Here is a 16,919-nt window from a genome sequence, read left to right as displayed (position 1 = left end):
CCCTAACTTACTTAAATACAACCTGTACGACTGTGGGTATTGGCTGGTTTGGTTTTACGTATAAGCTAAACGCAGGCCAATCCTATATTGAGGATATGGCTGATTTTATTATTCCCAATTCTGATGGGATTGTTCACACTTGATAGATGTTATTGCCGTTACCCAAGAGTCGTATACAAGTCATTATGGATTTAGAAGCACAAATTCAATTGCTGATTGACAATGCACCCCGCGATGGTATGACACCACATCTTGTTGCAGCAATTGCTCCTGCCCTTAGAGCGATCGCTCAAAAATTACGTTACTCCCAGTACTATATTCTCCAAAATTCGGAGGCAAGCTGGGTTTTAACTACGTTGAGCAATCGTGCTAATCCAGGATTGGAAAAGCGTGTGATTTACGCTTTCCCTACCATACAGGATGTCTCTCTAATTTCCCCTGCTGGGCTTGACCCTCAAATGCTAGCTAAAATTACTCCTGTCACCCATATTTTGTTCCAAATGATGGCATTAGAACCCGTAGATAGTATCGTTTTTTTGGAGACGCCGGGTAAGACCACTCATACCGTCGAAGTTCGGCGAACTGAACTAGAAAAACTTATACAGAAACAGTTACGACAACAGCGATCGCCTAAACAGATCCCCCCTGATATTGCATAGAAAAAATTTGGATGTGGGATTTTTTAGATACAATCCCACATCCAAAATTTTAAATCTCAAATTTCTTTAAAAAAGTTTTCTAAATCAGTAAAAAAAGAAATTTTTTCTTTCCGTTCCACCATACGAGTGACTCAACTTTCGGTGAAACCTAAAATTGATTAAAAAATAGTTATCAGTGAACATTTTTCCGTTTTTAAGTTTTAGTTTCCTAGTGAAGCAGAGTTTTATACTTAAGAACTTTCACATCAAAAAATAATCCCATTCTTTATTGTGAGGTGGCCAGTAGCCAAAAGCGGGCAAGTATTTAGAGTAAGCGCTCAGTCGAACACTATCCACCCCAGAAGTAGTAGTAATTTATTTTTTGGAAATCTCTAATAAGAACCTCCAAATGAAAACCCCACTTTCTACCTGTTAAATAAGTGGATTGAATTAAACATAAAACTGCTTTAGTGCATTAAAGCGTTAACACAACACTTCAGGTTTTCGGTACGTTACGGAAGCCACAACACACCTACATCTAAATCCCCACTTTCTACCTGAGAACTCTGATAACTGATTTAATAGAGGCGACTCAGTGTGTACTCAGCGATGTTAATCAATGCCTGGTGGGATTCTGAGGATGGGAGAACTGCAAGATGTTCAATTGCCAACTTAGCATGGTGAGCAGCTAACTCTCGCGCCTGCTGTATACCTTGACTATCTTGAATCAGTGCTAGTGCTTGCTCTAAATCTCCTTCTTGAGCAAACTCTCGTTCAATCAGCACTTCTAAAGATGGTTTTTCCGCCAAAGCAAATAAAACGGGTGCAGTTAGATTACCACTTTTAAGATCCGACCCCGCTGGTTTACCCAAGGTATCCGTTGTACTGGTGAAATCTAAAATGTCATCAACAATTTGAAATGCTATACCAAAATGACGACCGTAGCTATACAGATGCTCAACAGTTTCTCGCGAGACTTCACTGAGTAACCCAGCAGCTTTAGAACTGTTGGCGATTAAGGAAGCTGTTTTGTAGTAACTCTTCTCAATGTAAGTTTCAATAGAGATACCAGCATCAAAACGATTTAGTCCCTGCTGAATCTCCCCAGTAGCCAGATCCATAATGACTTCTGAGAGCAGTTTCACTACCTCCAAATTGTCCAAGTTTGCTAAATACCAGGACGATTGGGCAAAGAGAAAATCTCCTGCTAAGATGGCAATGCGGTTCCCGAACAAACTATGAACGGTAGGAACGCCTCGCCGCACGTCTGATTCATCTACCACATCGTCATGTACCAAGCTTGCTGTGTGAATCATTTCTGTAATCTCAGCAAGGCGGCGATGACGCGATGTAATGTCTTGTTCTAACATTGTTGCCCGCGATATTAGCAGGACAATTGCTGGTCTGATACGCTTTCCCCCAGCTCCGAATAAATGTTCGGCTGCTGCAAACAGAATGGGGTGGCGATTTCCAACTAGCTGTTTTAGGTTATCTGCTAGTAGTCGCAGGTCTGCTTCCACAGGGGTAAACAGGGAGGTGGCTGGGGTCATGTATGGGCGGACTCTGACTTAGGTTACGAAAGTTTACATATCCTATACTCATTTTAAGATAACCCTGTGCCAGCGCAAAGTTTTCATAAGGTAATCCCATTTTTATGAGTCTATGGGTGATAATTAAGGTTGCGGAGGTTTTTGTCAATAAGTAATTGTGCTTATTTTGTGGCTACTCAAACTTTAAACTAACTTAAAAGATGAATTCTCAGTACACGGGATAAATTCCAAATTAAATTGTGTTAAGTAGTTTCTCATCTCACCTTTCTTGCCACAGTTACAAAGATAATTTAAGCAATATTACTTATTGACAAAATTCCAGCGTTTTAAATTCGTCGCTAAGAGGCAAGGCTAAATTTCTCCAGATTGAGGTGTAGCTCTTCAAAAAATTTGAAATTTAGCAGCCGAATAAGCTCAAAATTCAGGGTCGTTGTGTTACGCTAAAATATAGGAATTTTAAATTTTGTAAGATATTCACACCCAAAAGTTAAGTCAGCTACTAGTTGATTTTACTGAGTTGGTGTTGTGAGTCTAAAATAAATATTCGTCGGTTAGATTAAGGGAATAAATTCTTTAATTTTTCCTACGATAGGCAAAACTCCTGGTTTGGAGCTGTGTGATATCCCTATGGGAACTCGCTACACGTACTCAGCGCACGTAGAGCGCAAGCATTGCTCTTTTCACAGCAGTTTGAGCAAAAATAAAGCAGATCGGGTAGACCGCTGAGAATCGTAGTTTTAGATTGCTAAACGGCAAGCTAACTGCTGTGGGATCTATGGTCTGCAAGAAGTCGCATTAGCTCATAAATTCTTTGTCCGTAGAAGATTTTGTCTCTATAGGTAATTTTACCATAGGAAACTACAGCCATCAAGAATGCACTTGCTTGGCTGAGGTTCTACTAATTTTATGGAATTTTATATTCGTTTAGAAGGGTGCTAGTAGAACAATGATTTACGGAAGTATACCTATGATGATTTTTATTTTAGCCTCTGGATATTTGTTTACAGTCTACCTGTTATTAGCACTGGCGAAGCGAACCGGTACAAAGACTGTTCCTACAAGTTTCCCTTCATCTACTGAAGGAAAACACAAACAGGAGATATCAGTTAATAGTCAATAGTCATTTGTCCTTCGTCCTTCGTCATTTGTTTCGATAAATGACTGAGGACGATGGACTAGGGACTAATTAGTTTTATTGGAGTTGGGAAATAGCTATATCAGTGAAGGAAACCTCTTCAACCATTGGGGTATAGCCTAGCCACTGAACTCCTGACTGGGAAAACTGTTGCGGACAACCGCTGACGGCGAAGCGAGTTGGCAATGGTAGATGAGTATTTCTTAAGCCTAGTAAGTCTAGTTCTTGGGCGCAAGCTGCCACAACATGAACAGCTGGATCGACCAACTGGACTTGAGAGGGGAGGAGCGATCGCAGTACTGGTGTAAGGTGGGGATAATGGGTACAGCCGTGAACTAGGGTGTCAATTTCCTGCTCTAATAAAGGCTCTAGGTAGCCTCGTGCGACTTCCGCAGTGTAAGGATCGTGAATGCGGTTTTGCTCAATCAGTGGCACAAACTCTGGACATCCAACTTGCCAGACTTGGACATCGGGAGCAATTTCAAGAATAGCGTGCTTATAAGCATTACTTTTAGCTGTAGCTGGAGTGGCAATTACACCAATCCGCTTTCCTTGTAGCACCGCGGCTTTTGCACCCGGTAGGATTACTCCCAAAATGGGTATGTTGAATTCTTGACGCACGGTTTCTAGAGCTAAAGCGGAACTGGTGTTGCAAGCCATAATTACCATTTTTACCTGCTGCTGTTGTAGCCAGGTAATAATTTCACGTGTAAATCGTAAAATTTCTGCTTGTGAACGAATTCCGTAAGGAAGTCTAGCTGTATCCCCAAAGTAAACAATTGATTCATTGGGGAGTTGTCGATATAGTTGTCGCAGTACTGTTAGCCCACCCACACCACTATCAAAGATGCCAATTGGGGCACGTTGGGGTTCTCGCTCGGAAAAATCGTCAAGATTCCCTTCAAAAATGGAAGATGAATACACAGGCAGATATATATTTAGGTTTTGGGATTTAAAATACAGAATTTAGCAGACAATCTCCAAATTGACCACTAAATTCTGTGTGTCAAAGAAGTTTAAATACCACCTCTTTAATTAGTAATTTGTACTATATTACCTCTGCTGTAAGTATTTTAGGATGCCACGAGCGATCGCTTCTGCCATCCGATTTTGATATTCTCGTGTTCCCAATCTGGGATTATCCTCATAACCACTCATATAACCTGTTTCTACCAAAATCGAAGGCATGGAGCTTTTCCTAAGAACATAGAATCTGGCTTTGCGGGTTCCCCGGTCTTTAATAGTGCCGATGTCCTGGAGAATGGTTTTACGAACGACTTCAGCCAGACCATAACCGCTCTCGTAATAATAAACTTCTAAGCCATTGACATCAGGGCGATTATCCACGGAATTAGCGTGAATGCTGACAAACAAAGTCGCATTAACTCGCTTGGCAATATCTACCCGTCCCTGAAGTTCTACGAAAAAGTCGGCATCCCGCGTTAGTACCGCTTGTACACCATTTTGCTCTAAAATTGCTCCTACCCTTTTCCCAATAGGCAGAATTACATCCTTTTCTAAAAGTCCCCCCAAACCAGGGGCACCTGAGTCTTTTCCACCATGTCCTGGGTCAATAACTACTAGCAATTTCCCTCTGGGAGCTGAGGGGCGTGGTCGTGGCTGGGAGATTGGACGGGGATTATCTATGGAATTTGGTAATTGTCCTTGGTCTGGTAATGGCAGAGGAGGTAAAGCAATGGGCGGTGTGATGCTGCTACTAGAGCGTCGTAATTCTAAAGCTAAAAGCTGGTCGCCAACCTGGTTGAGTTCCCCAATTTGTACTCCAGCGGCTGGTTGAACCAAGACGGTGACAGTGTTGGATTCTTGTGGTTGCAGGCGTACCCGCAAAATCGGGCTATTAGGATTAAAAGTCGGGCCTGTGACTTTAGGAGCTAACTTAGCATTGTTAATAGTGATGCGGAACAGACCAGAGGTTCTATCCCAGCCTCCTGTAGCAGATAAAGTTTGGTCGGCTCGAATCAGCAATTGTGTACCATTATTAGCCAGTTGCACAGACTGAATGTTAGCAGGTGTGTTACTTGGTGCTATGGGACGTGGACTGTTACTTCCAGGCAGTTGGGCGACTCCACGACTGGGTAGAACCACAAAACCACCAACACTGCTAGTGGTTGCTCGCCAATTTGGACTATTTTCATCTACTTGTAAAGTCAGGCGAACAACAGATGGGCTGGTTTGCAGCTGGGTGAACTGGATACGGCTAACACCATAGCGATTAATTGACAAATCTCGCTGCTCTAAACTTGGTGATAGAGTTGCGCCAGCAATGTCGATGTTAATTGCCTTCTGATCGTTGCTACGATTTACCTGAATCTGAGGATTACCACCATTGGTACGGACAAAAAAACCATCACCAGTGACTTGTAAGTTCTCAATTTGAGTAACTTTGGCGACAACCATTCTGTTGTTCAGTGGTCTTTTGTTCAGTGGATTTACAGAACCTGCTGTCACCACATTGTAAATATTCCTTGGGGGGAATGTTTGTGTAGATGTTCTGGGTGAAGTATCAGTGGCTATAGCTTGTTCTGGTTGCCCCTCAGTGTTTCTTGTCGGTACATTGTCGGCTTCTGGCGTAGGTAATTGCACTATCCAGCGATCGCCAGTTGTACCCACAAATTGCACTCGTTTAGGGTCTAAACTATAACCAGGAGTCAGTTCAACAACTATACGCGTTGTTTGTTCGTCAAACTGCCCAACACGAATAGAACGAATTGCACCGCCCACTTGTTGGGTTAGCTGCGGGCGGCCAAATGTGGTTCCTGGTAAATCAATAACTAGACGAGTCGGGTTAAAAATTAATTGTGCTTGGGGTTGAACATCCCCTTGAGTATTAATTTCCAGCTTGTTTTGATTGGCATCAAAACGCCAAGATTCAAGTCTCGCGGCCATTGCCGGCGACGATAGCATGAAGATGGTTCCAATAGTACTGGATAGTAACCAGCGTAATTTCACAGTCTTTTCTCCTGATTCACATTTATGGGAGCCGTCAACATCTCAACATATTGGCTAATCCTCACACCGTCACCGCGCACACTTGAGTTTGGCGCTGTTATTAAGACACAGCTAATGGCGTAAAATATAGCACGCTCCTCTGGTTTTGCCATGCCATTAGCCTATATAAGTTTGACTGCCAATTTTAGATTTTAGATTCCCGATTTTAGTTTTCTGCCAGATTAGGGTCTTGCTACACTAACACCTGTTGTAGGTGATACAAATCCAAAATCCAAAATTGTTCGACTGAGCGTAGCCGTACCCTCCGGGGAAGCAAGCTACGCCGTTCCGCAGGACAGTCTAAAATCCAAAATTTGTTGACTTGCAAAGTATCAGATGACAATAACAAAGAAGCTACTCTTATTCCGCCGCAAGAATACTTAAATTGTTTTACTACTAAATTGGATAAAAATGGTAAAGATTAGATGTACTTACTCAACAATTTAGAAATTTAGACTAAATTACTTATCTTCTCTTTAGATACTGAAGAACGCCACGAGCGATCGCTTCTGCCATTTGATTTTGGTAAGCTGAAGTTCTGAGCCTAGACATATCCTGCCGACCAGTCATATAACCCGTTTCCACGAGAATGGAGGGCATAGAACTTTTTCTAAGGACATAAAATCTGGCTCGCCGCACTCCCCTGTCTCGGATATTCAGGCTTTGGAGAATACTGTTATGGACTATGCGAGCTAGACCCAAACCACTGTCGTAATAATACGTTTCTAAGCCATTAACATCTGGACGACTCGCACCTGCTGAATTAGCGTGAATGCTAACAAACACATCAGCATTCGCTCGTTCTGCTAATTGCACGCGTCCCGGAAGGGTAACAAAATAGTCAGAATCCCGCGTCATAATAACCTGTACGCCGTTTCGCTGCAAAATCTCAGCAAGTCTCTTACCAATAGGTAAAATAACATCCTTTTCGCGTGCCCCCCCAATCCCCACTGCTCCTGAATCTTTACCCCCATGTCCGGGGTCAATAATAACTACAACTCGCCCATTGGTAACTCGGCGCTGTGGTTGTGTTATGGGTTGAGGATTTGGATTGTTTGGGTCAGGGAATGGCCCGCGGTTTGGTGGTGGTAACCCAGGTAAAGCAAAGGGTGGTCTTCCGGGGAGGGAGACAATTCGCCGAGAACCTTGTATTGGTAAAGCCAAAAGCTGGTCGCCGATTTGCTGGGGTTGCCCAAGTTGCACTCCTCCTGCTGGTTGAACTAAAACAACCACTGTATTGGATGCTTGAGGTTGCAGACGTACCCGAAGAATGGGGCTATTGGGAGCAAAAGTAGGCCCTATAACTCTCGGAGCTAACTTAGCATTGGTAATTGTGACGCGGAAAATACCTAAGGATCTATCCCAGATTCCCGTAGCAGATAAAGGTTGGTTGCCTCTAATTAGCAGTTGTTTGCCATTATCAGCAAGTTGCACAGACTCAATTGTTGCTGGCGAGTTGTTGGTAGATGGTCTATTGGGAAAGGAAACGGCTTCTGACTGATTGTCCGAATTATTACTTCCAGGCAATCTGACAATCCGACTAGGTAGAACTATCAAACTACCATCGTTACTATTAGTTGCTCGCCAATCTGGGCTATTTTTATCTACCCGCAAAGTTAGGCGGACACCAGGAGGTTGGGTTTGCAATGAGGTGAATTCGACGCGGCTAATACCATGTTTGTTAACGCGTATATTACTCTGCTGCGTCAGACGTGGTGATAAAGATGCACCAGAGATATCTACGAAGATGGTAGCGCGATCGCGGCTGCGAATTACCTGAGTCGGAGGATTACCACCACTGGTGCGAATAAACAACCCATCACCTGTCACTTGTAAGTTTTCAATTTGAGTTGCCCCTCGTGTAGTAGTGGCAACCCTTGAAATATTAGATTGACGTTCGGAGTCTGGGGTAACTACACTGTAAGCACTTCTAGGAGATGAAGCGACTTTTTCGACTTCTGGCTTCGGTAATTGCACCGTCCAGCGATCGCCAGTTGTACCAACAAATTGCACTCGTTTGGGGTCTAAACTGTAACCAGGAGTAAGTTCGACAACTATGCGTGTTGTATCTACATCAAACTGTCCAACACGGATTGAGCGAATTCCACCACCCACCTGTTGGGTTAACTGCGGACGACCAAATGTAGTTCCCGGCAAATCAATTACCAGCCGAGTTGGGTTGAAAATTAGTTGTGCTTGGGGTTGAACTGCTCCCACAGTATTAATTTCCAGCCTGTTTTGATTGGCATCAAAGCGCCAAGATTCAAGTCTCGCGGCCATTGCTGGCGACGATAGCATGAAGATAGTTCCAATAGTGCTGGGTAGTAACCAGTGTAATTTCACAGTCCTTTCTCCTAATTCACATTCATGGGAGCCGTCAATATCTCAACTCATTGGTAAATCATCATCACACCATCACCACCTAAACTTGACCTCTGAATCCCTTGTTTGATTTTTAAGCCGATATTTAGACACAGTTAAATCATTTATCGGGTTTCAAATTAAGTTTAAATCCCCATGCGAAACCTTCCACCTTTACAGGTGGAGAACTTTGACTCCCAATAAAGCTAGAAAACTGATAATTGATAGCTGTTTACTGATAAGTGTTTGTTCTTTGTTGCCATCGATGCACTGAGTAAATAATTCCCATTACTGTCAAACGATCTAGCAAGATTTATGGGTGTTACTCCCTATTATCTGGAAAATATTCAGATAAAGGCTCACAAGCCGAGGGAAACTAGAAATTAAGTAACATTCTGAAGGCTGGTAGAAATTATAAACAAATGATTATTCTACAATCACACGGGACGGAGATTTGAGGATAGAAGTTTCCACTGCACAATTGGGGCAGAGGGGCAGAGGGGCAGGGGAGCAGGGGGGACAAGGGGGACAAGGGGGAATTATTGAACAAGTCTCTCCCTCGTCTCCCCCCTCTCCCTTGTCTCTTGTCCATTCCCAATACTTCGACTTTGCTCAGTACAAGTGCCCAGTGCCCCATTCCCAATAATTAACGATCGCCAGAATCTGGAGTTACTCCCAAATTGCTGCTGTCATTTGATGCTGGCACCCTCGACTGAGGTGGTTCAATTACCAACGAAGTCCCAGAGGAACCGTCTAAAATTAGTTGCTCTGAGCTTCCGTCCACAGTTTTTGGATCTGGAAACACAAATCGTAACAATGGAGGAGCTAAAAAGGTTGTCAAGATAACCATCATGATAATTGCTGCTCCTAATGGTTTCGAGAGAGCGCCACTGGCAGCGCCGACACCAGCAAATACTAGCCCAACCTCGCCTCTAGGAATCATCCCCACACCGATCGCTAAACGGTTGATTTCCGGTTGACCAAACACGCTTAAACCTGTGATTACTTTACCGAGAATGGCTACTACGATCAGGAAAGTTGCCATAATTAGACCTTCCCGATTGTCGGGAATCGCTGGGTTTAACACTCCCAAATCAGTTTTTGCGCCAACAGTCACAAAGAAAATTGGCACTAACATATCGGCAATGGGACAGACTTGCCTTTGCAGTTCTTTACGCTTATCTGTCTCTTCTAGAACTAAACCAGCTGCAAAAGCTCCCAGAATTGCTTCTAAGTGGATGACGGCAGCAAGGTATGCCATCGCAAAAGCGAAGATGAATGCTGGGATTACTAGTCCACCACGTGTTTTGAGTTGATCGGCGATCGCTACAAAGGACTTATTGAAAACATTGCCTAGTAGGATTGCTCCCAAAATAAAACCAGTGGCGCTGATAATCAAATAAATGACTTTGCTGACATCCACCACGCCGTCTTTAGCTAAACTGGCAACTACCGCTAAAACGATGATTCCTAGTACGTCATCAATTACAGCAGCACCCAAAATAATCTGCCCTTCTTTAGAATTGAGTCGCCCCAGTTCTGACAGCACTTTGGAAGTAATACCAATACTAGTAGCAGTCAAAGCCGCCCCTGCAAAAATTGCAGGTATAGCGCTAATACCAAACAGAGTCATCAGTCCCACAGTCCCAGCTGCAAAGGGTACTACTACCCCCACTATTGCGACAACAGTGGCTTGGATACCAACTGCCATTAAATCTTTTAAATTCGACTCCAAGCCGATTTCAAACAGCAGAATAATCACACCCAATTCTGCCAGAACGGAAATGACCTCGGACTGGGCTGCAAACACCGCTGGAGCGGCTTCAGGCGTTAAACCAGCGGTGGTTTGAAGGAAGGACACGATCAAAGAGTTAGAACTGTCTGTGCCGCCTTCTGGAAACACTAAAAGATGGAAAACAGAGATGCCAACTACCACACCGCCAACGAGTTCGCCTAAGACAGGCGGCAAACCCACTTGGTTTGATAACTCTCCACCAACTTTACTGGCGAGATAAACGACTACTAAGCTTAGTAGCACTGCTTCGACTACCATTGAACTGTCTGCGGCTTGTGTTGCGCTGGCCAGCAGAGGAAAAGAGAAGTTGATTGGATCTAACAAATGCATTAGGTTCTCTGAAAATCCTTCTCTTTGATTCTGACGCGTTTCTGAAAAACATCCTATAGAAATGCTATTGGCAACTTCTTTAAATTAATTTGTGCCAAGTCCGCAGTAAGGACTTCAGTCTTTAATTTATAAGCACTAAAGTGCTTACTACAAACCATTAAAACTAGCTTGAGAAAGTACTAGTACAGCGCGGCGGAAATAAGCAGACCATTAAATAGCCAAAACTTTGCCCTTATATGTCCACTTAAAAGGTTTAGCCATTGTTTGGTTAAAGTAGTCGATAAACTTGAGGATTCGATTTTTCAAATCATCCTGACTGACGAAACTGGCTCTTCTGAGTAACTTGCGAACCAAAATACTGAACCAAATCTCAATTTGATTGAGCCATGAAGAATGTTTAGGAGTGTAATGCAACACAATTCGGTGTGCTGGGTCACGCAAAAAAGTCATGCGGGATTTCATTGATTTGAGGATGCCACTTTCTCCCTTAATACCCAGATCAATATCCAAACCTTCCATTTGTGCAACTAAACGAACCAGGGATTCAGACTGATGAGTGTTCAGACAATCCATAATCAGATGCCATTTTTTGGCATCTGGGTCAGTTTCAATTGTTCGGCGAACATGAAGGGTAAAATCAACTTCTGTTCTTGTATCTGAACAAGTCGGCTGGACAATTTGACCAGTAGCAACATCGAAACTGGCAATTAAGCTTTGTGTACCGTGACGGATGTACTCAAATTCTCTTCTTTCGACTTTGCCTGGTCGCATTGGCAAATCCTTTTCTAACCGTTCAGTGGCTTGAATACCTGTCATTTCATCAATGGATATTGTGCGCTCCCCCTTTATATGACGCTCAATGGCGCTGATATATAAACCAGTTATATCTTCCACTTTGGCATCAAATTCTTCGTCCACAGGGGGGGGTTAACCAGTAGCGACTCTGGTGGGGTTTAAGTTCTGCTTCTTCAAGCAATCTTCCAATATGGCGAACAGATATGCTTTCAATAATACCTTGTTTCATAATTTCGTTCGCTAGTTCTCTCGCTGTCCAATGACTTATTGACCGTCCGTAATCTTCAGGTGGAGAACAGGCCAATGCAAATAATTCGATTACTTGTTCCATACTAAATTTTACTGGTGTGCCAACACGCTCTTGATCTTGTAATTTTTGAAAAACCGATAATTCTTGACCCTCGGTTTCTAACCATCGGTTTCGCCATAAACGAGCCATCTGCCTATTAATATCTAAATTTCGGGCTATTTGTCGATGGTTTTGACCCTCAGATGCCATGAGAATTATTTTGGCTCGTATTGCTATCTGTTGCGGCGTGTTGTGCCTGTTTATCAACTTTTGCAGTTGCTCACGCTCTTCATCACTTAAATTTAATATTTTAGGAGCTAATCTAGCCACACCTTGATTCCTCCATCTGTCCCTACCAAACGGCTTTTATCCTGATTATTTATTCTCCCACCAATATGGTCTGTTTATTTCCGCCGCGCTGTACTAGTGTAATTTTTTTAGTTTCAAAAAATGTAACCATTTCAGCTTTTGACGATCGCAGTGTCAAAGTAAGAACATACAAATCGTATCTAGCGATCGCACTTGAGTTGTGAAAAACTGATGGTGGCTGTTGTCTCTCAACGACCACCAGAAGATTGCTACATACCTTTATTCAAAACATCTGTGGATACTTTGAGGAGTGCAAATATGATGACTAGAGCCGCTTTATCTGGTTCTCAGTTTCCATCTGGAAACCTGTGGAAAATACTGCCTTTAGCAATGCTTGTATGTGCAACTTTTGTACTACCTGCATTCGCACAAGAAAAAGATAAATTGTGGCGAACCCTTAGTGTCAGTGGTCGCGGAGTGGAAACAATTCCGACAACTCTGGCACAAGTCAGTTTAGGAGTGGAGATTCAAGGGAAAACAGCCCAGGAGGTACAGCAAGAAGCCGCTCAGAGGTCATCTGCGGTGGTTGCGTTTCTCAAGAGCAAAAATGTTGAAAAATTACAAACTACTGGTGTCCGTCTCAATCCGGTTTACAGCTACACCAATAATGTACAGCGGATTACAGGCTATGCTGCCACTAACACTGTGAGTTTTAGTATTCCTGTTGAGCAAGCTGGAACATTATTGGATGATGCAGTCAAAGCTGGTGCAACACAAATTAACGGCATTACTTTTGTTGCGAAAGATGAAGCGATCGCAGCGGCTCAAAAGCAAGCATTAAAAGAAGCTACTCAAGACGCACGGCAGCAAGCTGATGCCGTTTTCAGTGCCTTGGGTTTTAAATCCAAAGAAATAGTCAGCATTCAAGTTAATAATGCCAGTGCGCCTCCACCACCACCAATGTTTTTGCGGGCTGAGGCTGCAAAATCAGCTGATGCTTCCACCCCGATTGTTGGTGGTGAACAGCAAGTAGAAGCATCGGTGACGCTGCAAATTAGTTATTAGTCATTTGTCATTAGTCCTCTCTTACAAAGTTCTGAGCGCCGGAAGCCGGCGCTCAGACTTTGCGCTTTGTCCTTTGTAAAGGCAAAGGACTAATAATCAATGCCCAATTAAAAATGCTCTGAAGACATATCTCCTGTACCGCCTTCTCCATCTCGCTTAGAGCCTAATAAATCTAGTTGATCTACTCTAATAATTGGTGATGAGCGGTTTGCTCCTGTTTGGCGATCGCTCCATGTGTCAAACTTTAAGGAACCTTTGATGCCAATTAAGCTGCCCTTACGGACATAATTACCTGCTACTTCAGCCGTTTTATCCCATAATTCCAGCGTGAACCAGTCAGGTTCATCGCTGTTGCGCGATCGCCTTTTTACAGCAAGTGTCAATCTACACTTCACACTACCAGATTCAAAATATTTTATATCAGGGTCGCCACCTACACGACCAACAAGAGTGACAATATTAATACTCATGTGCGTTACCTTTCAGTACAAACGTACTTAACAATTTCGACTTTCATCATAGCGAATTGTGAAAGACTTGAAAATAATGTGTTAAACAGTTAACAATATAATTGACTTGAAAATTTATACACACTATTTGGAGAAACACATAAAAATATACGGATATACTAATCTAACCAGAGAATATTAAAAAGTACGGAGCTTGAGACATACTAAATATTCCTGGGAATCATATAAAAATATAGTCTAGTTGACTCAACTCAGGATAATAACTTTATCGAATCCGGCACAATTAACTATTACCGTTGTAGTCAAAAAGTATCGCACATAGGGGGCTTACAGACGCGTGGGTATTTTTAGGAACTTTCGCACTTCATGGGATATGGGTATCGACCTCGGTACCGCAAACACCCTAGTTTATGTATCTGGTAAAGGTATTGTACTACAAGAACCTTCTGTAGTTGCTATCGATGTCAACGAAAAGGTTGCGCTAGCAGTAGGAGAAGAAGCCAAAAAAATGCTCGGTCGGACACCGGGAAATGTGATTGCTCTCCGTCCTTTGCGGGATGGTGTAATCGCTGACTTTGAGATCGCCGAACTGATGCTGAAAAGCTTTATTCAGCGTGTAAATGAAGGTAGGTCTTTGATTTTACCTCGGATTGTCATTGGTATTCCCAGTGGTGTCACAGGAGTAGAAAGACGAGCGGTGATGGATGCAGCTCACCAAGCAGGAGCCAGAAAAGTTTATTTAATCGATGAGCCTGTAGCTGCGGCGATTGGTGCAGGACTACCTGTTGCCGAAGCTACAGGCAACATGATCATCGATATTGGTGGTGGGACAACAGAAGTTGCAGTGCTGAGTCTTCAAGGTACGGTAATCAGCGAATCAGTACGGATTGCTGGAGATGAACTGACTGATGCGATCGTTCAGTATATTAAGAAAGTTCATAACTTAGTCATTGGTGAACGTACTGCCGAGGAAATCAAGATTCGGCTTGGTTCTGCCTATCCGACTAATGATGATAATGACGCCATGATGGAAGTCCGAGGCTTACACCTGCTTTCTGGTTTACCGCGAACTGTCACAATCAAAGCCCCAGAAATCCGGGAAAGCATGTTGGAACCACTATCAGTAATTATAGAAGCTGTGAAGCGGACACTGGAACGCACACCTCCAGAACTGGCAGCAGACATTATTGACAGAGGTATTATGTTAGCTGGTGGTGGTGCTTTGCTCAAAGGCATAGATACCCTAATTAGCCATGAAACAGGGATTATTACTCACATTGCTGCCGATCCTTTGTGCTGTGTTGTACTGGGAACAGGTCGTGTGTTAGAAAACTTTAAACAGTTGGAACGAGTTGTTACCGAAAGCTCTCGCAATATGTAGCAAAAAAATATCAGAATTGAGTTCTATTTGAGTTCTATTTGGGTTCTATATAAATAGAATCCAAGTAGAACTTAATTTATATAAGTATATACAGGTATATATGGTGACAATACGGCGTTGGTGGGATCGTAAAGGGTTGCAAATTGGGTTGTTAGCTTTAGTACTTGGTAGTGCTTGGATATTGCGACAGACTCAAGGTGAACTAGTGCTTGAGACATACCAAGCAATTATCCGTCCATTAGAGATGTTGCAGTCAGGGCCAACTCCAGAAGAGCGTCTCAGAGATGCCCGGATGATGGAATTGCAAACCCGTATAGTAGATTTGGAAAGTCAAAAGACAAAGCTACAAGATTTATTAGGCTATGTGGAAAAAGAGCCATTGGCATCACGACCAATTCCAGCACGGGTGGTAGGACGTAGTGCTGACCAGTGGTGGCAACAAGTTACGCTGAATCGCGGTGCGAATGCAGGGATTCAGGAAGGCTTCGTAGTCAAGGCAGAAGGCGGATTGGTGGGTCTGGTGGAGAGTGTAACTCCCAATACTAGCCGCGTGTTGTTAATCAGTGACCTCAAGAGTCAAGTGGGTGTATCGATTAGCCGCACAGCAGCTAAAGGCGTTTTGCGAGGAGATTCTTCTGCTGAAGCTGTATTGGAGTTTTATGAAAAAGTTCCAAATGTGAAAGTAGGAGATTTAGTTTCCACATCTACTTACAGTCAGAAATTTCCCTCCGGTTTGGCAGTAGGACGAATTAAGTCGCTGGATTTAAAGAAACTCCCGGCATCAGTAGCAAAAATTGAGCTTTTTCCGCCAATCCGCTCTCTCGATTGGGTAGCTGTTTATCCCAAGCCAGAAAACCAAGAGTCGGCAAATCAAGTGCCGCAAAAGTCTAAGTAAATTCTTTGAAAAAATCCATAGAAAAATGAAGATTCCTGCATTTGGTGGTAGCAGGCAGAAAAAGCCAAAATCGTCAGAGCGAACATCGAAATTCCGAATCCAGCCGCTTGCTCGTTGGCATCCCGGTATACGTCAGTTGTTGGGCTGGATAGTGACGGCTAGTTCTGTACTATTATGTTTACTTTTATTACCAACCCGATTCCCAGGTATGGAATTGTTGGGAATTGGCCCTAACTGGCTATTAATTTGGGTGGTAGCTTGGAGTGTGAAGCGCACGGTGTTTGCCGGAGCATTGGCAGGTATAGTTCTGGGGCTACTTCAAGATTCGATGACATCACCTAGCCCGACTCATGCCATCAGTTTAGGTATAGTGGGGGCTTTAACTGGTCTGCTCCAGAAACAGCGTTTTATCGAAGAAGATTTTATTTCAATTGCTGTAATTGTCTTTGTTTTGGCAGTTTTGGCAGAAACTATCTTTGGGTTGCAATTAACTTTGCTCGGTAATGAGCGCAAGGTGACAGATATTTGGACATATTATCAGCGCGTCGCTCTTGCCTCTGCCATTCTGAGTAGTCTGTGGGCACCTGTGGTCTATTATCCCCTGAATCTTTGGTGGCAACGGATGAAATTGTTGGAGCAATAGTAAAGTTAGAGACGCGATTAATCGCGTCTGTACAAGAGTTAGGAGTAATGATGCGATTAATCGCATTTGTACAAGAGTTAGGAAGGGGATAGGTTACAGGTGACAGTAAAGAAAATTATCTTTTGTACCCTGTAACCTAAATCTTTATGGAATTTGGGCAACCTCTGGCAATATGGATTCAAGCTACAGTGAACTGTAAGTGTGAATATTACAGACTCATGTAAGTTGAGACAGCCAATAATAGCGCCTAGATA

The 16,919-nt window shown here is 43.2% G+C and carries 15 protein-coding genes; 5 read left to right on the top strand and 10 right to left on the bottom strand.

From position 1 onward, the window contains the following. The first annotated feature begins 185 nt into the window (after positions 1–185). Positions 186–659: a hypothetical protein gene (locus CDG76_RS30070; protein ID WP_094352495.1), complete on the top strand. Its 474-nt coding sequence runs from the start codon at positions 186–188 to the stop codon at positions 657–659. A gap of 557 nt (positions 660–1,216) precedes the next feature. Here the strand turns inward: CDG76_RS30070 and sds are convergent. The 9 genes from sds to CDG76_RS36645 form a co-directional block, all read right to left on the bottom strand. Continuing rightward, positions 1,217–2,188: a solanesyl diphosphate synthase gene (sds, locus tag CDG76_RS30065; RefSeq protein WP_094352494.1), complete on the bottom strand. Its 972-nt coding sequence runs from the start codon at positions 2,186–2,188 to the stop codon at positions 1,217–1,219. Positions 2,189–3,380: 1,192 nt separating this feature from the next. Further along, positions 3,381–4,247: a glutamate racemase gene (gene murI / locus CDG76_RS30060; protein ID WP_094352493.1), complete on the bottom strand. Its 867-nt coding sequence runs from the start codon at positions 4,245–4,247 to the stop codon at positions 3,381–3,383. A gap of 129 nt (positions 4,248–4,376) precedes the next feature. Continuing rightward, entirely contained in the window at positions 4,377–6,293 is a 1,917-nt protein-coding gene (locus CDG76_RS30055; RefSeq protein WP_094352492.1) for an N-acetylmuramoyl-L-alanine amidase, read from the bottom strand. Next, positions 6,290–6,445 carry a hypothetical protein gene (locus CDG76_RS37835; RefSeq protein ID WP_190241026.1) on the bottom strand — a complete coding sequence of 52 codons (156 nt, stop codon included), beginning with the start codon at positions 6,443–6,445 and terminating at the stop codon, positions 6,290–6,292. Before CDG76_RS37835 ends, CDG76_RS30055 begins: the two co-directional genes overlap by 4 nt. A gap of 352 nt (positions 6,446–6,797) precedes the next feature. Then, positions 6,798–8,675 carry an N-acetylmuramoyl-L-alanine amidase gene (locus CDG76_RS30050; protein ID WP_094352491.1) on the bottom strand — a complete coding sequence of 626 codons (1,878 nt, stop codon included), beginning with the start codon at positions 8,673–8,675 and terminating at the stop codon, positions 6,798–6,800. Between the two features lie 664 nt (positions 8,676–9,339). Then, positions 9,340–10,818 carry a cation:proton antiporter gene (locus CDG76_RS30045; RefSeq protein WP_094352490.1) on the bottom strand — a complete coding sequence of 493 codons (1,479 nt, stop codon included), beginning with the start codon at positions 10,816–10,818 and terminating at the stop codon, positions 9,340–9,342. A gap of 210 nt (positions 10,819–11,028) precedes the next feature. After that, positions 11,029–11,736, bottom strand: coding sequence for a transposase (locus tag CDG76_RS30040; protein ID WP_223265263.1), 708 nt, complete (start codon positions 11,734–11,736; stop codon positions 11,029–11,031). Beyond that, complete coding sequence (locus tag CDG76_RS30035; protein WP_094350179.1) at positions 11,720–12,232, bottom strand: helix-turn-helix domain-containing protein; 513 nt, start codon at positions 12,230–12,232, stop codon at positions 11,720–11,722. The genes CDG76_RS30040 and CDG76_RS30035 overlap by 17 nt, the downstream gene beginning before the upstream one ends. Positions 12,233–12,281: 49 nt before the next feature. After that, positions 12,282–12,470: a hypothetical protein gene (locus CDG76_RS36645; RefSeq protein WP_143854195.1), complete on the bottom strand. Its 189-nt coding sequence runs from the start codon at positions 12,468–12,470 to the stop codon at positions 12,282–12,284. A 62-nt stretch (positions 12,471–12,532) separates the two neighbouring features. Here CDG76_RS36645 and CDG76_RS30030 point away from each other — a divergent pair, with 62 nt between their 5' ends. Beyond that, positions 12,533–13,276 (top strand): SIMPL domain-containing protein, encoded by a 744-nt coding sequence (locus tag CDG76_RS30030; RefSeq protein ID WP_094352526.1) that lies wholly within the window; start codon positions 12,533–12,535, stop codon positions 13,274–13,276. Between the two features lie 107 nt (positions 13,277–13,383). Here the strand turns inward: CDG76_RS30030 and CDG76_RS30025 are convergent, their stop codons facing one another. Further along, complete coding sequence (locus tag CDG76_RS30025; protein WP_094352489.1) at positions 13,384–13,746, bottom strand: single-stranded DNA-binding protein; 363 nt, start codon at positions 13,744–13,746, stop codon at positions 13,384–13,386. A 373-nt stretch (positions 13,747–14,119) separates the two neighbouring features. Here CDG76_RS30025 and CDG76_RS30020 point away from each other — a divergent pair, with 373 nt between their 5' ends. From CDG76_RS30020 to mreD, 3 genes are all read left to right on the top strand, one after another. Next, a complete protein-coding gene (locus tag CDG76_RS30020) occupies positions 14,120–15,127 on the top strand; it encodes a rod shape-determining protein (protein ID WP_094352488.1) in 1,008 nt (335 codons plus the stop codon). A gap of 100 nt (positions 15,128–15,227) precedes the next feature. Beyond that, on the top strand, positions 15,228–16,022 hold the full coding sequence (mreC, locus tag CDG76_RS30015) for a rod shape-determining protein MreC (RefSeq protein ID WP_094352487.1): 795 nt from the start codon (positions 15,228–15,230) through the stop codon (positions 16,020–16,022). A gap of 25 nt (positions 16,023–16,047) precedes the next feature. Further along, the gene (mreD, locus tag CDG76_RS30010; RefSeq protein WP_094352486.1) at positions 16,048–16,665 is read left to right on the top strand and encodes a rod shape-determining protein MreD; all 618 of its coding nucleotides are present in this window, start codon (positions 16,048–16,050) and stop codon (positions 16,663–16,665) included. The last annotated feature ends 254 nt before the right edge of the window (positions 16,666–16,919 follow it).

The sequence above is a fragment of the Nostoc sp. 'Peltigera membranacea cyanobiont' 210A genome (genome assembly GCF_002246015.1).
GTDB lineage: Bacteria > Cyanobacteriota > Cyanobacteriia > Cyanobacteriales > Nostocaceae > Nostoc.
This window is presented reverse-complemented; position numbering and strand designations above follow the sequence as displayed.

Excerpts from the sequence above, each read along its gene's own strand:
- CDG76_RS30070 (WP_094352495.1), top strand. The coding sequence starts at position 186 with ATGGATTTAGAAGCACAAATTCAATTGCTGATTGACAATGCACCCCGC.
- sds (WP_094352494.1), bottom strand. The coding sequence starts at position 2,188 with ATGACCCCAGCCACCTCCCTGTTTACCCCTGTGGAAGCAGACCTGCGA.
- CDG76_RS37835 (WP_190241026.1), bottom strand. The coding sequence starts at position 6,445 with ATGGCAAAACCAGAGGAGCGTGCTATATTTTACGCCATTAGCTGTGTC.
- CDG76_RS30045 (WP_094352490.1), bottom strand. The coding sequence starts at position 10,818 with ATGCATTTGTTAGATCCAATCAACTTCTCTTTTCCTCTGCTGGCCAGC.
- CDG76_RS30030 (WP_094352526.1), top strand. The coding sequence starts at position 12,533 with ATGACTAGAGCCGCTTTATCTGGTTCTCAGTTTCCATCTGGAAACCTG.
- CDG76_RS30025 (WP_094352489.1), bottom strand. The coding sequence starts at position 13,746 with ATGAGTATTAATATTGTCACTCTTGTTGGTCGTGTAGGTGGCGACCCT.
- CDG76_RS30020 (WP_094352488.1), top strand. The coding sequence starts at position 14,120 with ATGGGTATCGACCTCGGTACCGCAAACACCCTAGTTTATGTATCTGGT.
- mreC (WP_094352487.1), top strand. The coding sequence starts at position 15,228 with ATGGTGACAATACGGCGTTGGTGGGATCGTAAAGGGTTGCAAATTGGG.
- mreD (WP_094352486.1), top strand. The coding sequence starts at position 16,048 with ATGAAGATTCCTGCATTTGGTGGTAGCAGGCAGAAAAAGCCAAAATCG.